Annotated in this window: 14 protein-coding genes; 7 read left to right on the forward strand and 7 right to left on the reverse strand. The window is 71.7% G+C overall.

From position 1 onward, the window contains the following. Positions 1 to 131 precede the first annotated feature (131 nt). The 3 genes from ACFZBP_RS24385 to ACFZBP_RS24395 all read left to right on the forward strand — a co-directional run bounded on the left by ACFZBP_RS24385 (position 132) and on the right by ACFZBP_RS24395 (position 4,640). Entirely contained in the window at positions 132 to 1,685 is a 1,554-nt protein-coding gene (locus tag ACFZBP_RS24385; RefSeq protein WP_391416029.1) for an N-acetylmuramoyl-L-alanine amidase, read from the forward strand. Positions 1,686 to 1,838: 153 nt separating this feature from the next. Further along, positions 1,839 to 2,921, forward strand: a complete 1,083-nt coding sequence (locus ACFZBP_RS24390; RefSeq protein ID WP_391416031.1) for a sugar phosphate nucleotidyltransferase — start codon at positions 1,839 to 1,841, stop codon at positions 2,919 to 2,921. 1,029 nt (positions 2,922 to 3,950) lie between these two features. Continuing rightward, positions 3,951 to 4,640 carry a LuxR C-terminal-related transcriptional regulator gene (locus ACFZBP_RS24395; protein ID WP_391416033.1) on the forward strand — a complete coding sequence of 230 codons (690 nt, stop codon included), beginning with the start codon at positions 3,951 to 3,953 and terminating at the stop codon, positions 4,638 to 4,640. A 119-nt stretch (positions 4,641 to 4,759) separates the two neighbouring features. Here the strand turns inward: ACFZBP_RS24395 and ACFZBP_RS24400 are convergent, their stop codons facing one another. From ACFZBP_RS24400 to ACFZBP_RS24425, 6 genes are all read right to left on the reverse strand, one after another. Further along, the gene (locus ACFZBP_RS24400; protein ID WP_391416035.1) at positions 4,760 to 5,119 is read right to left on the reverse strand and encodes a hypothetical protein; all 360 of its coding nucleotides are present in this window, start codon (positions 5,117 to 5,119) and stop codon (positions 4,760 to 4,762) included. Between the two features lie 94 nt (positions 5,120 to 5,213). Further along, complete coding sequence (locus ACFZBP_RS24405) at positions 5,214 to 5,654, reverse strand: hypothetical protein (RefSeq protein WP_391416037.1); 441 nt, start codon at positions 5,652 to 5,654, stop codon at positions 5,214 to 5,216. A 448-nt stretch (positions 5,655 to 6,102) separates the two neighbouring features. Further along, a complete protein-coding gene (locus ACFZBP_RS24410; RefSeq protein ID WP_391416039.1) occupies positions 6,103 to 7,104 on the reverse strand; it encodes a DNA-3-methyladenine glycosylase family protein in 1,002 nt (333 codons plus the stop codon). Between the two features lie 195 nt (positions 7,105 to 7,299). After that, the gene (locus tag ACFZBP_RS24415; protein WP_391416041.1) at positions 7,300 to 8,610 is read right to left on the reverse strand and encodes a coenzyme F420-0:L-glutamate ligase; all 1,311 of its coding nucleotides are present in this window, start codon (positions 8,608 to 8,610) and stop codon (positions 7,300 to 7,302) included. Next, positions 8,607 to 9,566: a 2-phospho-L-lactate transferase gene (gene cofD, locus ACFZBP_RS24420; RefSeq protein ID WP_391416043.1), complete on the reverse strand. Its 960-nt coding sequence runs from the start codon at positions 9,564 to 9,566 to the stop codon at positions 8,607 to 8,609. The genes ACFZBP_RS24415 and cofD overlap by 4 nt, the downstream gene beginning before the upstream one ends. Positions 9,567 to 9,599: 33 nt before the next feature. Next, complete coding sequence (locus ACFZBP_RS24425) at positions 9,600 to 10,106, reverse strand: cysteine dioxygenase (RefSeq protein WP_383448447.1); 507 nt, start codon at positions 10,104 to 10,106, stop codon at positions 9,600 to 9,602. 652 nt (positions 10,107 to 10,758) lie between these two features. Between ACFZBP_RS24425 and ACFZBP_RS24430 the strand changes: the two genes are divergently transcribed. The 3 genes from ACFZBP_RS24430 (at position 10,759) to ACFZBP_RS24440 (ending at position 16,542) form a co-directional block, all read left to right on the forward strand. Further along, positions 10,759 to 11,022 carry a WhiB family transcriptional regulator gene (locus ACFZBP_RS24430; RefSeq protein WP_003975777.1) on the forward strand — a complete coding sequence of 88 codons (264 nt, stop codon included), beginning with the start codon at positions 10,759 to 10,761 and terminating at the stop codon, positions 11,020 to 11,022. A gap of 301 nt (positions 11,023 to 11,323) precedes the next feature. Next, positions 11,324 to 15,010: a glycosyltransferase gene (locus ACFZBP_RS24435; RefSeq protein ID WP_391416045.1), complete on the forward strand. Its 3,687-nt coding sequence runs from the start codon at positions 11,324 to 11,326 to the stop codon at positions 15,008 to 15,010. Then, positions 15,007 to 16,542, forward strand: a complete 1,536-nt coding sequence (locus tag ACFZBP_RS24440; RefSeq protein WP_391416047.1) for a DUF5719 family protein — start codon at positions 15,007 to 15,009, stop codon at positions 16,540 to 16,542. Before ACFZBP_RS24435 ends, ACFZBP_RS24440 begins: the two co-directional genes overlap by 4 nt. An 18-nt stretch (positions 16,543 to 16,560) precedes the next feature. Here the strand turns inward: ACFZBP_RS24440 and ACFZBP_RS24445 are convergent, their stop codons facing one another. After that, entirely contained in the window at positions 16,561 to 17,004 is a 444-nt protein-coding gene (locus tag ACFZBP_RS24445; RefSeq protein WP_107123000.1) for a metallopeptidase family protein, read from the reverse strand. Positions 17,005 to 17,347: 343 nt separating this feature from the next. Here ACFZBP_RS24445 and ACFZBP_RS24450 point away from each other — a divergent pair, with 343 nt between their 5' ends. Continuing rightward, positions 17,348 to 17,722, forward strand: coding sequence for a DUF3499 domain-containing protein (locus ACFZBP_RS24450; RefSeq protein ID WP_218162383.1), 375 nt, complete (start codon positions 17,348 to 17,350; stop codon positions 17,720 to 17,722). The last annotated feature ends 192 nt before the right edge of the window (positions 17,723 to 17,914 follow it).

The following is a 17,914-nucleotide window of genomic DNA, read 5'->3' on the forward strand; positions in this document are numbered from 1 at the left end:
GTACGCGGGCGAGCGGGCGAGCACCCCCGTGTGGGGCCGCCCGTCCGCCACCGGTTCGGACGAACGGCGGCCAGACGCGTCGTCAGTTCCCCGATGGACAGGTTTGTATGACCATGCCCAACATCAGTGGTATGCGTGGATTTCTTGCTTCCTCGATCGGTGTCACGTGCGCGGCCGCTCTAGCCCTCCCGCTCACCCCACCCGCCGCCGCGACCACCGCGGGACCGGCGCCCGGAGTGCAAGCGGCCACCAGCGAGAGGACGGTGGCCGGGCCGACGGGGCGTCACGACGACGCCGACGCGAACGTCCAGGGCAGCACCCAGTCGCTGCCCCTCACCCCCCTCAACCGTGACCGCATCCTCGGTACCCCCGTCGAACAGGGGCTGTCCCCCCGGGACGTACCGCACTTCTCCCTCGTCGGCGTCACCTGGGACCGCCCCGGCGCCGAACTGCACGGCCGAGTCCTGGTCCGTACCCGCGCCGTCGGCACGGGCGTCTGGTCCGGCTGGCAGGAACTCGAGACGCACAACAGCGAACACGCCGCCGACCCGGGCACCGACGAGCCCGTCTCGGGCCGGGTACGCGGCTCCACGGCGCCCTTGTGGGTCGGGGAGTCGGACGCCGTGGAGGTGAGGGTCACCCCGGAGACGGAGACGGAGACCGTACGCCCCCGGCCGACCGACGAACCCGAACCCGAGGGCGAGGAGGAAGTCGGGGCGGAGGACGGGGAGGAGTCCGGGTCGGATGACGCGGAGGAAGCCGCAGAGGACGTCAGCGGCGACGACTCGACGGCCGCCCCCGAGAACGCCACCACCCTCCCCGCCGGCCTCCGCCTCGAACTCGTCGACCCCGGTGAGGCCGCCCCGGTGAAGGGCGGCGACGCCGGCGGCGCCACCCGCCCCGGATCCCTGAAGACGGAGACGGTAGAGACCGCCGAGGCCCTCGCCGCCTCCGGCGCCAACGCGGCACTCGCCCCCGTCGGCGCCGCCGAGATCGCCGCGCTGGACCGCAAAGCGACCGAGCGGGAGCTGTTGGCCCTGCGTGGGTCCGAGTTGACGCAGGCGCAGCGGGCGAAGCCGTACATCGGGCCGCGGCCGCGCATCGTCACACGGCGCGGCTGGGGCGCGAACGAGAGCTGGCGGGAGCGGAGGTTCGCCTACACGAAGAAGGTGAAGGCGGCCTTCGTGCACCACACGGCCACCGGCAGCAAGTACCGGTGCTCGCAGGCCCCCTCGCTCATTCGCGGTATCTACCGCTACCACGTCAAGAGCATGGGCTGGCGCGACATCGGCTACAACTTCCTCGTCGACAAGTGCGGAAACATCTACGAGGGACGCGCCGGGGGCGTGGCGAAGGCCGTCCTGGGCGCCCACACTCTCGGTTTCAACTCCAACAGCATGGGGATCGCCGTCCTCGGCAGCTACGGCACCACCAGGCCGACCGCCGCCTCGGTGAAGGCCGTGGCCCGGCTCACGGCTTGGAAGCTGGGCCTCTACGGTGCCAATCCGCGCGGGAAGACATACCTGACGTCCGGCGGTGGCAATCTGTACCGAAAGGGAAAGAACGTACGACTGAATGTGATCTCCGGCCACCGCGACGGCTACTCCACGGAGTGCCCCGGCATCCAGCTCTACCGCAAGCTCGGCTCGGCCCGCGCCGCATCGGCCCGCTACCAGGGCCGCTGAGCCGAAGGCGAGTGGAAAGCCCCCGGGAGTTGACGGGGGAGGGGGAGGAACGCGAAGTACCGCACTGCCGTCGAAGGCGCCGAACAACGGACTGCATACACTGGCCGGCCGAAAGACAGTTCGGCCGGTCCCGGCAGGAAGCAGAGACGACAGGTGACAGAAGCGATCCTCCTGGTCGGCGGCAAGGGCACTCGGCTGCGTCCGCTCACCGTGCACACGCCGAAGCCGATGGTTCCGGCGGCCGGGGTTCCGTTCCTCACACACCAGTTGGCGAGAGCGAGAGCGGCGGGCGTGGACCACATCGTCCTGGCCACGTCGTACCTGGCCGAGGTCTTCGAGCCGTACTTCGGCGACGGCTCGTCGCTGGGCCTTCGTCTGGAGTACGTCACGGAGGAGGAGCCCCTCGGCACGGGCGGCGCGATCCGCAACGTGGCCTCCCGACTCCACTCCGGCCCCGACGACCCCGTCCTGATCTTCAACGGCGACATCCTGACCGGCCTGGACATCAGGGCCCTGGTCCGCACGCACGAGACGACGGGCGCGGACGTCTCCCTGCACCTCACCAAGGTGACGGACCCGAGGGCGTACGGCCTGGTCCCCACGGACGACACGGGCCGGGTGACGGCCTTCCTGGAGAAGCCCCAGACGCCCGAGGAGATCGTCACCGACCAGATCAACGCGGGTGCCTACGTCTTCCGCCGCTCCGTCATCGACACGATCCCGGCAGGCCGCCCGGTCTCGGTGGAACGCGAGACGTTCCCCGGCCTCCTGTCCGCCGGAGCCCACCTCCAGGGCATGGTCGACTCGACCTACTGGCTCGACCTCGGCACCCCCGCCGCCTTCGTCCGAGGCTCGGCCGACCTCGTACTCGGCCACGCCCCGTCCCCCGCCGTCCCCGGCCGCTGCGGCGACCGCCTCATCCTCCCCACGGCCACCGTGGCCCCCGATGCCAAGCTCACCGGCGGCACCGTCGTGGGCGAGGGCGCCTTCGTCGCGGAGGGCGCCCGCGTCTTCGGCAGCACCATCCTCCCCGGCGCCGTCATCGAACCCGGCGCCATCATCACCGACTCCCTCATCGGCACCCGAGCCCGAGTAGGCGAACGCTCCGTCCTCACCGGCACGGTCATCGGCGACGGCGCCATCATCGGCGCCGACAACGAACTCCGCGAGGGCGTACGAGTGTGGTGCGACGCGAGGATCCCGGCGGGGGCGGTGAGGTTCTCACCGGACCTGTAGGGGGACGGGGTCCGCTTCGCGGAGGGAAGCGCCCGGGCCGGTCCTGAGGCCACCCTCCGGGCCGGACCGGATCTTCCGGCCGCTGAGTGGGTAAGGGCGATCCATTTGCCGTCCCGAGCCCTCACCCACCCACAGCGGACATGGACTCGCGGCCGAAGACGATCACTCCTCGGCGCCGCGACGGACATCGCCGGCCCGTCGGGCGTTCGACGACGAGGCCACACCATCCCTGCCCCCTGCGCATCCAGCACGAGCCCCTCCCGGCCGCCGTGGGTGATGCCCATCGTCGGGCCCGACCTTTCAGCCCGCCCGGCGTTTGAGGACGAGACCATCCAGGCCGAGGGGGTCGGGGGAGCGGAGCCTCCTGGGCGGGGTTGGAGGGGAGGAGCCCCTTCGGCCGCAGTCCGCTCGACACGACTCTCCTCACGCTCAGGGCCGAGCGACGCGCCTCCGTCGCCAAGACGGCCGTGGGCACGGTACGGGTCTGGCAAGCCCGGCCTCAGCGGGTCGCCGCTCCCGTGCCGGCTCCACGCGGCACGGACGCGAGGGACGGTGTCCGGATCGCTGCCGCCACGGCCGCTGAGGAAGTCGTGCCGCGGTGGATGACTCCTGCCGTACGGCAGCGTCCGCCAAATCGCCTGTGCGATCGATACGTGTGACCCCTTCCCGCCGATTGGGTCGCCCCGCTTGCGGGGTGCCTGCGTCGCCTCCTCGGGGAACCGGACGGTGCGCACCCTCGGCCGCCTCATGCTCGACCCGCCCTACGCCGTGCGGCCTCTCCGTCGGAGGCAACACCGGTTCCGCTATGACTCCCGCCTCGGTCTGGCCGGTTGCCCGGGCGGGATTGTGTCGGCGACCAGGGCCCGGGCTCCGGGGAAAGAACGGCGAGGCTCGCGGCGGCACAGCCGCCAGTTCATGTGATATTCCGCAAACTCACCGCACGGGCACGTGAGAAGCATGCTAGAAGTTTCAAGTATGTGGAGTGAGTCACCCCCCAGGCTCCGCACACCCTCCTCACGAGGAGACATCGTGCACGGTCAGAACGATCACCAGACTGCCCCGGCCAATGTGACATCGTTGTCCATTGCTCTTTTCAGCCGACACGGCATCGCACCGACCCCCCTGGCCCGGCTCCGCGTCCGGCCGGTGCGAGAGCCAGGTGACATGTGCCCGAGCGACGACATCCTGCTGCTCCATGGCATCGGTATGGCGCAGGAACTGAAGCGCTTCGCAGCCGAGACGGAGGGGCCGCTGCCGCCCACCGCGGTACTCGCGCCCTGGCTCGACTGGGACGACGTGTCTCTGGCACTCGATCTCGGTGCAGTGAGCTACCTGCTGGAGAACCGGTACTCCTGTCTGCTCGCGGAGGCTCTGGTGTGCACATCCCGTGGCGCCAGCTGCCTCGACCCGGCGATCGCCGCGGAGCAGCACAGGCTGGCCTCCAGGGCCAGGACGGGGAGAACGCGGGACGAGACCGACGCCGCGAGCGTCGCGGTAGCGGGCCGACGGCCGCAACTGTCGCCGCGGGAGCGTCAGGTCATGGACCTGCTCGCCTCCGGCCGCAGGGTCGGGGAGGTGGCCCGCGAGCTGTTCCTGACCGACAAGACCGTCCGGAACTATCTGAGCCGTATCTACCGAAAGCTCGACGTGCGGAGCCAGTCGGAGGCGATCCTGCGCTGGCTTGGGTATATCGAACCAACTGCGCCCGGTCACCTGTGACTTCGCGGCGCGGGTAGCCCTCGGCGGCATCGGGTCCGCGCGGCAGAGAGCCGGCCGGTTCACGTGAACCGGCCGGCTCTCTGCGCAGGGTGCCCACGGACCGCGCCCGTGGGCGCGAATCAGCTGATGTTCCAGGTGCTCACGTTCGGGGCGACATAGGAGGTCGTCCGCAGTGTCGACTGCCGGCCGCAGTTGTTGCTGTGCCATTCGAAGCGGACGGTCTCACCGGCGTTCACCGGGAAGCTGCCGATCTCGAAACTCCCGCCCGTGCTGAAGGAGTACGGGCCGCCGATCCGGCCGGAGCCGGACGAGGGTTCCGCCGTGATGTATACGCAGTTGGCCCCGCTCGGAATGGCCGAGGTGCTGACGTTGATCTGGTTCACGGCGGCGGAGGCTGGAGAGGCCGCCAGCGCCACGGCGGAGACCCCCGCCAACAAGGCGACGGGAACGATGCGGCGGGCGCGAGTGAGCATGCTCATTGCGGTTCCTTGCTTCGAGTACGAGAAAGGGGGAAGAGGGCCGGACCCGAAAGGGAGGACGGCCAGAACGAATGGTTTTCGGAAGGTACGGATGTCAGGCTGGCCGACACGTGCTGGGGTTCCCATCGGTCCAGCCGCTGTTGGAGCAGACGGAGACGCTCGCGTTCTGCCCCCGGACCAGTACCTGCGAGAAGCTGTCTCGCGGGCTCGGCCCGTCGTAGGTCAGGGTGTAGGCGATGCCGGCCCCGATCTGTGTCCCCTGGCACGCCTTGTCCGTGTACTCGTCGATCGTGATCTGATCGCCCTCGCTGACCAGGAAGCCCGAGTTGAGATTGTTGGTGCTGTTGACAGCCATGCAGCTCGAACTGGTTCCCACGAGGGTGACCTTGACGCTGTTGGTCCCGCTGGGCAGGCTGACCGGCCCGCCCTGGACCCACAGCGGGACAAGGCCTCCGCCGGGCTGCTGCAGTGCGGCGTAGGCGGTACCGCCGGAGACCGCGAACATGCCGAGCCCGGCTCCAGCGGCGAGGAGCATCGCCAGAGGGCGGTTCAGAGGACGCTTCGAGGGTTGCCTTGCCGTCGGCACAGTGATGCCTCTTTCATATCTGGGAGGTGTGCGCCGCGCTGGTGCCCCCGTCTTGAGGGTGAGGCGCCGCGTGGATCAAGGATTTCTCCCGAGGAACAGCCACCGATAGAGCCAAATCACCTCAGTCCTCGAGACCGCGCCTCGATCCACCACGTGCTGCGGAGCTGTTCGCCGCGGTAGCGGCGCCCGCAGCGAGGCAAGGGCCGGACTCCGAGGCCAGGTTCCCGTCGCCGACCGGCGCAGCGTTACGGGCGCGTCGTCACTGGGCCCGACGGCTGACGGATCGGCTGGCAGATCCAGTACCACCACCGCGTGCGGGGCCCCGGTCAAGGACGGGACGGGTGGGGCGGCCGGGGGCGAAGAGGACAACGGCGAAAAGCGGCCCGGCGCCCACCCCTCACAACCGCCCGATATCCCCCCGAGGCATCCGAGGAGCCCGCCGCGCCGGCACCCGCCCACTCAACAAGATCAACCGAGCCGCCCGATGCCGCTGCCCCGCATACGGCTCCAACAACTCCAACATCACGGAGTCATCCGCGTCCCGATCCCCCGCAAGCGCCCACCCCACGATCCCCGGCAGATGCAGATCCCCCACAGTCACCGTATCCGCCGCCCCATGACTACGCTGCACAACCTCCGCAGACGTCCACGGCCCCACCCCCGGCACAACCTCCAACCGAGCCTGCGCCTGCCCCGGAGACATCCGAGCCGCCTCCTCCATCCGCGCAGCCACCCGCACAGCCCGCAAGATCGTGGACGCCCGCTTGTTGTCGACCCCGGCCCGATGCCACTCCCAGGACGGAATCAACCGCCACGTCTCCACGTCCGGCATCACACACATCCGCTCCGGCGCGGGCCCAGGCGCCGGCTCCCCGAACTTCCGCACCAGCAACCGCCACGCCCGGTAAGCCTCATCGGCCGTGACCTTCTGCTCCAGAATCGACGGAATCAACGACTCCAGCACCAGCCCGGTCCGCGTCAACCGCAGCCCCGGCCGCCGATGCCGAGTCACCGCCACCAGCCGATGCCGAGGCACGAACACGGACGGATCGTCGGCGGCCCCGAGCAGCTCCGGCAACTGTTCGAGCAGCCACTCGGCCCCCGGCCCCCACGCCTCGCCCCGCACCTCGGCCCCGCGCACACCGACCCGCAGCGTCCCGGGCCCGGCAGGCGTACGACAGGCCCGCCACACGGACCCGTCCGGCATCGCCCGGAACGTCGGGTCCCCGGGCCCCCGCCTCAGCGGCCCCAGCACCAGCCCCAGATCGAGCGGACCGTCCGGCACGACGGTCCGCACCTTCCCCGCCACGACAGCCTGCCGCGGCACACCCCCGGGCACGGCGACATGCCCACCACGCACAGTCGTACGCGTGGGTCGCGGAGCGAAACGTCCTGCCACGTCTGAGGTCCTGAGGAATGCGGAGGGGTCTACAACTAACTATGAGCACCGAAAAGGAGCCGTCGAACATGCCCCGGAAGGCACCCCTGCAAGCGGGCGTCCTACGACCGGGCGCCCTACGAGCCTAGGCCCGCCCTCACCACTGTTACCGCCACCTTGAGACTCACCCCGTCAGCCCCCGGCCAGCCCACCCCGTCACCGAACCACGACAAACGCCCCCGCGTCCCGCTCAGCCCGAGCCCGCGGCTCCTCCGCCGGATGCCCGACCGCCACGGCCCCCATCGGATCCCAGTCCTCCGGCAGCCCGAGGACCTCCCGTACGACCTCCCGGCAGAACATCGTCGACGACACCCACGCCGACCCCAGCCGCTCCCCGGCCAGCGCGACCAGGAAGTTCTGCACCCCGGCCCCGGTGGCGACGACGAACATCTCCCGCTCGGCCCCGTCCCGCCGCGCGTCGCCGTAGGTGTGCGAACCGTCCATGACCAGGCAGGGCACCACCAGATACGGCGCGTTGCGCAGCACGTCCCCGCGCCGCACCCGTTTGGCGATGGACTCCTCGCTCTTGCCGTCCCGCCGCAGATCGGCGATCCACGCGTCCCGCATGGCGTCGAGCAGCCGCGTCCGCGACTCCTCCGACTCCAGCAGCACGAACCGCCACGGCGTGGTGTGGTGCGGCGCCGGCGCGGTGACGGCCGCGGCGACCGCCCGCCGTACGGCCCCGGAGTCGACGGGCTCGTCGGTGAAGGCCCGTACGGTACGCCGCTGGGTCACCGCCTCCCGTACGGCCTCCGACGTCCCGAGCCGGAACATGTCGTCCCGCGCGTCGCGCACCAGGGCCCGGGCCCCCTCCCCGTGGTCCTCGGTCACCGCGCTCGCCAGTCCGCGCACGACGGCGACCGGCAGCCCCGCCGCCTTGCCCTTGACGAGGTCACCGGCGGCGGCCAGCTCGTCCGCCGTAGCCACGACGGTCGCGCTGAGCGGATTGCCGTACGCGTCCGTGCCCCCACGCAGATCGTCGAGTACGCGGATACCGGCGGCGCCGATCGCGACATCGGTGAGGCCGGCGCGCCAGGGACGCCCGAAGGTGTCGGTGACGACGACCCCGACCTCCACGCCGAGGGCGTCCCGCAGCCCGTCCCGGATCGCCCGCGCGGACGCGTCCGGATCCTCGGGCAGCAACAGCACGGTCCCGGTGTGGGTGTTGGAGGCGTCGACCCCGGCGGCGGCCATCACCAGGCCCTGCCGGTTCTCGACGATACGAAGGGCGCCGCGGCGCGCCACGACCCGTACCGTCTCCGCGTCGATCGCGGCCTCGCGGTCCGTCGCCTCGACGATCCGCCCCTCCGCCTTGGACACGATCTTCGAGGTGACGAGGAGGACGTCCCCGTCGACCAGGCCGGGTTCGGCGGTGGCGATCAGCTTGGCGAGGTCGTCGCCCTGCTGGACCTCGGGGATCCCGGCGACGGCCCAGACCCGGTAACCGTCGGATGACACCTCGCTCAAGCTCCCCGCACCTCCTCCGCCAGCGTCAGCGCCTCCCGGGCCATCCGCGCGGTCGCGTCGAGGTCGGTCATCATCAGCGGCACGGCACGGCAGCGGATCCCGGCCGCCTCGACCCGTGCCACGGAGTGCTCGTCCACGGTGTCGACGAGCCAGCCGTCGAGGAGTCCCGAGCCGTAGTGCTCGGCGACCGCCGCGGCCGTCGACTCCACGCCGACCGCCGCGAGCACCTTGTCGGCCATCCCGCGCACGGGCGCGTCCCCGACGATCGGGGAGAGCCCCACCACGGGCACCCCGGCGTCGGCGATGGCCTCGCGGATGCCGGGCACGGCGAGGATGGTGCCGACCGACACGACCGGGTTGGACGGCGGGAAGAGGATGACGTCCGCCGCGGCGACGGCCTCCAGAACGCCCGGTGCCGGCTTGGCCTGCTCCGCGCCGACCGGCACGATCGCCTCCGCCGGCACCGAGGCCCGCAGCCGCACCCAGTACTCCTGGAAGTGGACGGCCCGGCGTTCGCCGTCCAGATCGACGGCGACATGGGTCTCGACGCGGTCGTCGGTCATGGGGATGAGCCGGACTCCCGGCTTCCAGCGGTCGCAGAGCGCCTCGGTCACCGCGCTCAGCGGGTATCCGGCGCCGATCATCTGCGTCCGCACGATGTGCGTGGCGAAGTCCCGGTCGCCGAGCCCGAACCACTCGGGCCCCACGCCGTACGCCGCCAGCTCCTCCTTGAGATGGAAGGTCTCGTCGGCCCGGCCCCAGCCCTGCTCCTCGTTGATGCCGCCGCCGAGCGTGTACATCACCGTGTCGAGGTCCGGGCAGACCTTCAGCCCGAAGAGGTGGATGTCGTCGCCGGTGTTGCCGATGACCGTGATGTCCGCGTCCGGCACGGCCCGCTTCAGACCGCGCAGGAACCGGGCACCACCGATGCCGCCTGCCAGAACCACAATGCGCATGGGAGCAGTCTTGCAGGCGGGTACGACAATGCGTCAGGCAGTCACGGGGCTCGGCTCCGGACGGGCCTCGCAGGCCGACGAGGTGTGCATCGGCATCTCGGTCAGGCCCGGGTAGTACACGTGCAGGCTGACGGCCGGCTCCAGCGCGTCGTTCGCCACCTCGTGCGCGTAGCCCGGCGCGAAGACGCGCTGCGCGCCGGCGGCCAACACGCGCGTGCCGCGTTCGGTGCGCTCGGTCAGGGTGCCGTCGAGGACCGTCAGGACGCCGGAGGACCGGCCGTGGTCGTGCAGGCCGCTGCCCTGTCCGGGGACCCACGACAGCAGCCACACTTCGTAGCCCGGGCCGGTGCGCAGCCGGTGGTACCAGCGCGTGGTCGCGTCGTACCGGACGAGGTGCTCCCACTGCGACCGGTCGGCGGCGATGGAGCGGGCGAGGCCGGCGAACTCGGCCACGGTGGCCGGGTGCTCGCGGGGTGCCTGGAGGAGGTGCGGGACTTCGAGGATGTCGCCGGCGATCTGGAGGTCGCTGTCGCTGTTCATGGGGTGCGGTGGTTCCTCAGTGAAGGAAGGTCAGAGGGGAACGAGAGCCGAGAGACAGGTGGCTCGGCCTACAGCTGGAGCAGGTGTGAAGCTCAACAGCTGGGACAGCAACAGCTACAGCGAGCGCGGGCAGCACCGTGGGACCCGGCGGTGCGGGTCGAGGTGGGTGCCGAGTTCGCGAGCATGCCCACAAGGACACCGGTTTGCACCTCGGGTGTCAACTCGGCGCCCGTTATGTGGGACATGTTTCACCTCATCCGGTTCATCTCTGTGGCGAAAGGTTTGTTCATGGGGTGGCCGGGACACATGGCGCACAACCGGGGTGCACGAGCGTCGTTGTGATCCTGTGATCCGACTGTGATCCGGTTCGCTTCTGCGTGTGTGTGCAACGAGATCGAACTTCTGGGCGTCCTTTTCCGTACAGGCTCTGAACGGGGTCGGACATCCTCCCGGGCCTCCTCTGCTTGTCAAGGTTTATGCCGATTTGAACACTTTCCGCTAGGCCTTGGTTCCGCAGAGTGAATAAGGGGCTCAATAGCAGATCTCGGCTTGACTCGCCCGGAGCAGCACACTTGTAATTTCACTCGTGTCGTTCAGCCGAAATCGGTAACGGCTACATCACGGGGACGCGAAAGACAGACGAGGGGCGCACATGACCGAGCTGGTGCAGCAACTGCTGGTCGACGACGCGGACGAGGAACTCGGCTGGCAGGAGCGCGCGCTGTGCGCCCAGACCGACCCCGAGTCCTTCTTCCCCGAGAAGGGCGGCTCCACCCGCGAGGCCAAGAAGGTCTGCCTCGCCTGTGAGGTCCGCTCCGAGTGCCTCGAGTACGCCCTCGCCAACGACGAGCGGTTCGGCATCTGGGGCGGTCTGTCCGAGCGGGAGCGCCGCCGCCTGAAGAAGGCCGCCGTCTGAGCGGTGCACCGGCCGGACGTCCGGCCATGGCGGGCCCGGCCGCAGGACCGAGCGGTGGCCCGACCCGACCTGGCCCGAGCGGCCTGGACTGAAGCGCGCGTTCTCCCACACCCAAGCCATACGCATCGCACGTACATACGTCTCGAATATGTTTCGAACGGCCCGTCGCAGGTGGGTTATCCACAGGCGGCGGGCCGCCGTGATGCCCAGCCGATAGTGTGGTCGCTCGTCCGAGACGCCGCGCTGTCCCCACGGGGCACGGGCGTCCACCGCAGTCCATCGAACCGGGGCCCGTACCTCGATGTCCGTGCACAGCCACACGGCAGCCCAGCACGACTCCGCTGCCACACCTGAGTTCCCGCGTCATGTGGTGACCGCGGTCCTCGTCTCCCACGACGGCGCCCGCTGGCTGCCCGACGCGCTCGCCGGGCTGCTCGGCCAGGAGCGACCCGTCCAGTTCGCCATGGCGGCCGACACCGGCAGCGCGGACCAGTCCGCGCAGCTGGTCGCCGAGGCCCTCGGCGACGACCGGGTGCTGCATCTCGCCCGGCGCACCGGGTTCGGCCAGGCCGTCGAGGAGGCCAACCGCACCGCCCCCGTCCTCACCCCGGACGAGCTGACCTATCTGAAGCGGCCGAGCGGCTGGGACCCCGTCACGCGCACCTGGCGCGACGACGCCTACGACATGCCCGAACTCCCGCACGGGGAGCCGGTGCAGTGGCTGTGGCTCCTGCACGACGACTGCGCGCCCGAACCCGACGCCCTGGCCCAGCTGCTGCGCGTCGTGGAGAACGAGTACGAGCTGGGCCGCGACGACGTCGCCGTGGTGGGCCCCAAGCTGCGCGGCTGGTACGACCGCCGCCAGCTCCTCGAGGTCGGCGTCACCATCGCCAACTCCGGCCGCCGCTGGACCGGCCTGGACCGCCGTGAACAGGACCAGGGCCAGCACGACCACGTGCGGTCCGTGCTCTCCGTGTCCACCGCCGGCATGCTGGTCCGCCGCGACGTCTTCGAACAACTCGGCGGCTTCGACCGCCGCCTGCCCCTGATGCGCGACGACGTCGACCTGTGCTGGCGCGCCACCGCCGCCGGCCACCGCGTCCTCGTCGCCCCCGAGGCAGTCGTACGACACGCCGAGGCGTCCTCCCGCGAGCGCCGCACCGTCGACTGCGTGGGCCGCACCGCCGCCTCCCCGCACAAGGTCGACAAGGCGGGCGCCGTCTACACCCTGCTCGTCAACACCCGTACGGCCGTGCTGCCCTGGGTCCTGCTGCGCCTCGTGCTCGGCACGGTCCTGCGGACCCTGGCCTACCTCGTGGGCAAGGTCCCCGGGCAGGCCCTCGACGAGATCCGCGGCCTCGTCGGCACCCTGCTGCGCCCCGAGCGGGTCATCGCCGGACGGCGCAGGCGCGGAAGTCCCGTCATCGACAAGGGCGAGCTGCGGGCGCTGTTCCCACCGCCCGGCGCGACCGTGCGGGCCACCGTCGAGCAGGCCGCGAGCAGCCTCTTCGGCAGCTCCGACCCCGAGGTGGCCGCGGGCGCGGGACGGCACGGCGGCGCGATCGAGTCCGGGCCCGGCGGCGACGACGCCGACTTCCTGGAGGTCGAGCAGTTCGCGCGCCTCAAGCGCGTCGCCCGCAAGCCCGGCCCGGTGCTCTTCCCGGTGCTGCTGTTCGTCTCGCTGGTCGCCTGCCGCGCCCTGCTCGGCGGCGGCGCCCTCGCGGGCGGCGCGCTGCTGCCCGCCCCGGCCGACTCCGCTGAGCTGTGGTCGCGTTATGCCGACGCCTGGCATCCGGTGGGCGCCGGCGGCGCCACGTCGGCGCCGCCCTACCTGGCGATCGTGGCCATGCTCGCCTCGCTGCTGCTGGGCTCGACCGGGCTCGCGGTCACCGTCCTGCTGGTCTGCTCGGTGCCGCTGGCCGGCCTCACCGCCTACTTCGCCTCCCGCCCGCTCGTCGAGTCACGCCTCCTGCGCGCGTGGGCGGCCGTGGTGTACGCCTTCCTGCCCGCCGCCACCGGCGCGCTCGCGGGCGGCCGTCTCGGCACCGCCGTCCTCGCCGTCCTGCTGCCGCTCATCGCACGCGCCGGCATCGCGGCGAGCGGCCTCACGAACAGTTCCGGTGCGCGCGGCAGTTGGCGCGCCACCTGGGCGTACGCCCTGCTGCTGACGATCACCACGGCCTTCACGCCGATCGTGTGGCCGATCGCGCTGGCCCTCGGGATCGGGCTCCTGGCGGTGCGGCGCGCCGACATCACCGCCTACGGCCTGCGCTTCCTGGCCCAGCTCGGCGTCCCCCTGCTGGTCCTCGCGCCCTGGTCGCTGTCGCTGCTCCCGTTCGGCTTCTTCCAGGAGGCCGGTCTGGAGTACGGCCCCTCGGCCGCGTCCGCGCTGGACCTGCTCGGCGCGAGCCCCGGCGGCCCCGGCACCGTCAGCGGCCTGATGCTCATCGGCGTCGTCCTGGCCGCGCTGGCCGCCCTGCTGCGCTCCGAGCGCCAGTTCGGGATCTGGACGGCCTGGGCGGTCGCCCTGGTGGGCCTCGTCTTCGCGGCCCTGTCCAACGGCTCCACCTGGGCCGGTCCCGCCACCCTCGTCTACGGCATCGCGCTCCTGGCCGCCGCCCTGCTCGGCGCCGACGGGGCACGCGCGCGTGTGGCCGAGCAGAGCTTCGGCTGGCGTCAGCCGGTCGCCGCGCTGATCGCCTTCTCCGCGGCCGCGGGCCCGTTGCTCGTCGCCGCCGGCTGGATGATCGGTGGAGCCGACGGACCGCTGGAGCGGCGCGACCCGGTGCAGGTGCCCGCGTTCGTCGCCGAGGACAGCAACACCCGCGACCAGGCCCGCACCCTCGTCCTCGACAGCGACTCCCCGGCCCACGTCGGCTACATGCTGGTGCGCGGCTCCGGCGCCCGCCTCGGCGACGCCGAACTCGCCGCGGCGGACGGGGAGAACGCCGAGCTCGACAAGATCGTCGCCAACCTCGTCGCCGGCTCCGGCGCCGACCAGGCCGACCAGCTGGGCGCGTTCGCGGTGCGTTACGTCCTCGTCCACAAGGGCGCGCCGCGCGAGGTCACGCGCGTGCTGGACGCCACGCCCGGACTGTCGCGGCTGAGCGAGCAGAACGGCAGCGCGCTGTGGCGGATCGACCGGCAGGTGTCCCGCGCGGCCATCGTCGCCGGGTCCGGCTCGACCGAGCCCCGGCCCGTCGCCGCCGGGCCCACGGAGATCCACACCACGATCCCGGGCGGCTCCGACGGGCGTGTCCTGCGCCTGGCCGACAGCGCCGACGACGCCTGGACGGCCACCCTGGACGGCAAGCCGCTCACGCCGACCACGCTCGACGGCTGGGCCCAGGGCTTCGAGCTCCCCACCGAGGGCGGCAGGCTGGACGTCACCTACGACGACCCGATCACCCACACCGCCTGGCTGTGGGCCCAGGGCTTCCTCGCCCTCGTCCTCGTCGTGATGGCCCTTCCCGGCCGCCGCCGCGACATCGACGACGACCTCCCCGAGGAGCAGCCCGTCCCGGCCGAGGCCATGGCCGGCGAGGGCCGCCGCGCCCGCCGGCTGCGTGCCCAGGCCGAGGCCGAGGAGAGCGGCCAGGGCGGCGACTTCCCGCCCCCGCCGCAGGAGGCGCCCGCCGCCTCGATCCCGCAGCAGCAGTCCTACGGCATGGGGGTCCCCCCGGGCGAGGACGATCGAGCCTGGGGGAGGGACACACCCAGCTACGCGGGCGCCGACTACGCCGGCTACGGCGGCGAGCAGTACCAGCCCGGCCAGCAGTACCCGGCGGGCGGCGCCTACGACCAGGCGTATCAGGCGGATCCGTACCAGGGCGGCCAGTACGACCCGTACGCGTACGGAGGGCAGGCCCACCCGGGCGCGTACGACCCCTCGTACGACCAGACGTACCAGCAGGGTTACGACGGCACGTACGACCCGGAGCAGCAGCAACCGCACGGCAGTGAGCGTTCCGACGGGAGCCAGCAGTGAACCGCACGACCCTGTCCCTGATCGCCGGCGGCACCGCCCTCGCCGCCGTCACCGGGCTCGCGGCGCTCACCACGCCGGACGCGTCCGGCGCGAACACCGCCAAGGCGGCCGCCGAGCTGCCCGTGGAGCGCACCAGCCTGCTCTGCCCGGCGCCGAGCACCTCGGACCTCGCCGAGACGACGTACACGTCGTTCACGCCCCTCACCAAGGGCACGGGGACCGACGGCAAGGCGGAACTGCGGTCCGCGGCACAGGAGTCTGCAGGCACGGCGGACGGCAAGGACAAGAAGGCCGACGACGCGAGCAAGGCCGGGAAGTCCGACAAGGCGGCGAAGGACGACAAGCCGGTCCTGGAGGCAAAGGAGCCCGGTAAGCCGGTCATCGGCGACGCGTCCGGGGCCGACTCGCCGGCGCTGATCGGGACGGCCGACGGAAAGTTCGCGCCCGGCTGGACCGTGCAGGAGACCACGGAGGTCGCCGCGGGCACCGGCCGTGGCCTCCAGGGCGTCAACTGCACCGCGCCCGACACCGAGTTCTGGTTCCCGGGCGCCAGCACGGCCCCCGACCGCACCGACTACGTCCATCTGACCAACCCCGACGACTCCGCCGCCGTCGTCGACATCGAGCTGTACGGCAAGGACGGCGCGATCGAGAGCACGGCGGGGGAGGGGATCACGGTCCAGCCGCACTCCGGCGAGCCGATCCTGCTGTCCACGCTGACCGGCGAGAAGCAGGACAACGTGACCGTGCACGTGAGTGTGCGCAGCGGGCGGCTCGGGGCGTCGGTGCAGGCGCTGGACGACAAGCTCGGCGGGGACTGGCTGGCCGCGTCCGCCGACCCCGCGAGCAGCCTGGTCCTGCCCGGTATCCCCAAGGACGCCACGTCGGTGCGGCTGGTCGCCTTCACCCCGGGCGACGCCGACGCGGACCTGAAGGTGCGCCTCGCCTCGCCGTCCGGGCCGATCACCCCGGCCGGGAACGAGACGCTGCACGTCAAGGCGGGCATGACGAGCGCGGTCGACCTCGGTGACGTGATGCGGGGCGAGACCGGGTCGCTGGTCCTGACGCCCACGGACCAGTCGGTGCCGGTCGTCGCGGCGCTGCGCGTGGTGCGCGGCAAGGGAGCCAAGCAGGAGACGGCCTTCATACCCGCGAGCCGCCCGGTCGGCACGCGCGCGACGGCGGTCGACAACAGCGCCAAGGGCACGACGCTGTCCGTGACGGCGCCGTTCCGTACGGCGCAGGTCAAGGTCACTGCGTCGGCGGGCAGTGAGGGCGGTACGGCGGTCTCGAAGACGTACACGATCAAGTCCGGCACCACCCAGGACCTGGAGATGCCGGCGCCGAGCGGCCTGAAGGGCACGTACGCGCTGACGGTGGAGTCGGTGTCGGGCGGGCCGGCGTACGCGTCGCGGACGCTGGTGGCGACGACGGAAGGCGTGTCCGGCTTCACCGTGCAGACGCTGCCGGACGACCGGGGGATGGTGGCGGTGCCGGAGGCGGACGAGGACCTGTCGGTGCTGCAGAAGTAGCCGGCGGGGCCCGGACTGTCAGTCCTCGCCGTAGCGGGGGTCGACCGTCTCGGGGGTCAGGCCCAGCAGCTCCGCCACCTGCTCCACGACCACCTCGTGGACCAGTGCCGCGCGCTCGTCCCGCCCCTTGGTGCGGATCTCCACCGGCCGACGGTAGATGACCACCCGTCCAGGGCGCCCCTCGCGCGCGGGGATCGTGCCGCCGAGGGGGACGGCCTCGTCGTTCCAGGTCCGGCCGTCCAGGCGGGGGACCTCCAGGACCAGGAAATCGATGTCGGCCAGCTGCGGCCAGCGCCGTTCGAGGCGTTCCACGGAGTCCTGCACCAGGTCGGCGAAGACGTCGGCACGGCTCGCGGCCAGCGGGACCTGGGGCGGTGCGATCGGGCCGCGCATGCCCCGCCCGTGGCGATCACGGCGGCGGGGCCCGGGGCCGGCGGCACGGGGCGGTACAGGGGTGTCCATCACTGCTGAAGCGTAGTCCTCGTGGCCGCCGCCTGTCCGACCCCCATGTCGTGGCAGGGGTGGCGTTCGGCCGCGCGTACGGCATGTCGGCAGATGACCATTCCAGCCAAGGTTGGGCTCGTTTCCGTATCTCTCCGAGACCGTCGTCGGCGAGGTAATTGACGGGGTTTGTGGTGAGTGGTGACCGGCCCCGGGGATGTCCGGGATCTCGGAGACAGCCTTCCTTGCAGGTCAGCGAGTTGGGACAGAAGGTGTGTGTGGGGTGATTCACAGCACGACACGGTGGAGTGACCTGGGGGAGAGTCGTCGCGGCCCGCTCAAGAGTGCGGTACCGTCCAACGTCGTGAGCCCTGTACGTCGCTGTTCGCGCACCGCTTGCGGCCGCCCCGCCGTCGCGACGCTGACGTACGTCTACGCCGACTCGACGGCGGTCCTCGGCCCGCTCGCCACCTACGCCGAACCCCACTGCTACGACCTGTGCGCCGAGCACTCCGAGCGCCTCACCGCCCCGCGCGGCTGGGAGGTCGTGAGGCTGCTGGACGGCTCGGCTCCGGCCCGCCCCAGCGGCGACGACCTGGAAGCGCTTGCCAACGCGGTGCGCGAGGCGGCCCGTCCGCAGGAGCGGGCGGCCGAGGCCGGCGGGGGCGGCCGGGGCGCCGATCCGATGGAGGTCGCGCGACGGGGGCATCTGCGGGTGCTGCGCTCGCCCGACAACTGACGACGGCCCGCCCACGACGGCCCGCCTTCCTCTTCCGCTCGCCCGGGCGGCTTTCTCGTCCCTCCAGTCGCTCTCGTCCCCCTCGTGTCTCGCCAGTCCGGCTCGTTGAATGGCGCACGGCCATTGACGTGAACTTGTCGCGGACACGACCATTCCGTATGCCGGAACGAGAAATCGCTTTCCGCATGGCGG

This window comes from Streptomyces sp. NPDC008086 (genome assembly GCF_042957325.1).
Taxonomy (GTDB): Bacteria; Actinomycetota; Actinomycetes; order Streptomycetales; family Streptomycetaceae; genus Streptomyces.

Excerpts from the sequence above, each read along its gene's own strand:
- ACFZBP_RS24385 (WP_391416029.1), top strand. The coding sequence starts at position 132 with ATGCGTGGATTTCTTGCTTCCTCGATCGGTGTCACGTGCGCGGCCGCT.
- ACFZBP_RS24400 (WP_391416035.1), bottom strand. The coding sequence starts at position 5,119 with ATGAGCATGCTCACTCGCGCCCGCCGCATCGTTCCCGTCGCCTTGTTG.
- ACFZBP_RS24405 (WP_391416037.1), bottom strand. The coding sequence starts at position 5,654 with ATGCTCCTCGCCGCTGGAGCCGGGCTCGGCATGTTCGCGGTCTCCGGC.
- cofD (WP_391416043.1), bottom strand. The coding sequence starts at position 9,566 with ATGCGCATTGTGGTTCTGGCAGGCGGCATCGGTGGTGCCCGGTTCCTG.
- ACFZBP_RS24425 (WP_383448447.1), bottom strand. The coding sequence starts at position 10,106 with ATGAACAGCGACAGCGACCTCCAGATCGCCGGCGACATCCTCGAAGTC.
- ACFZBP_RS24430 (WP_003975777.1), top strand. The coding sequence starts at position 10,759 with ATGACCGAGCTGGTGCAGCAACTGCTGGTCGACGACGCGGACGAGGAA.
- ACFZBP_RS24435 (WP_391416045.1), top strand. The coding sequence starts at position 11,324 with ATGTCCGTGCACAGCCACACGGCAGCCCAGCACGACTCCGCTGCCACA.
- ACFZBP_RS24445 (WP_107123000.1), bottom strand. The coding sequence starts at position 17,004 with ATGGACACCCCTGTACCGCCCCGTGCCGCCGGCCCCGGGCCCCGCCGC.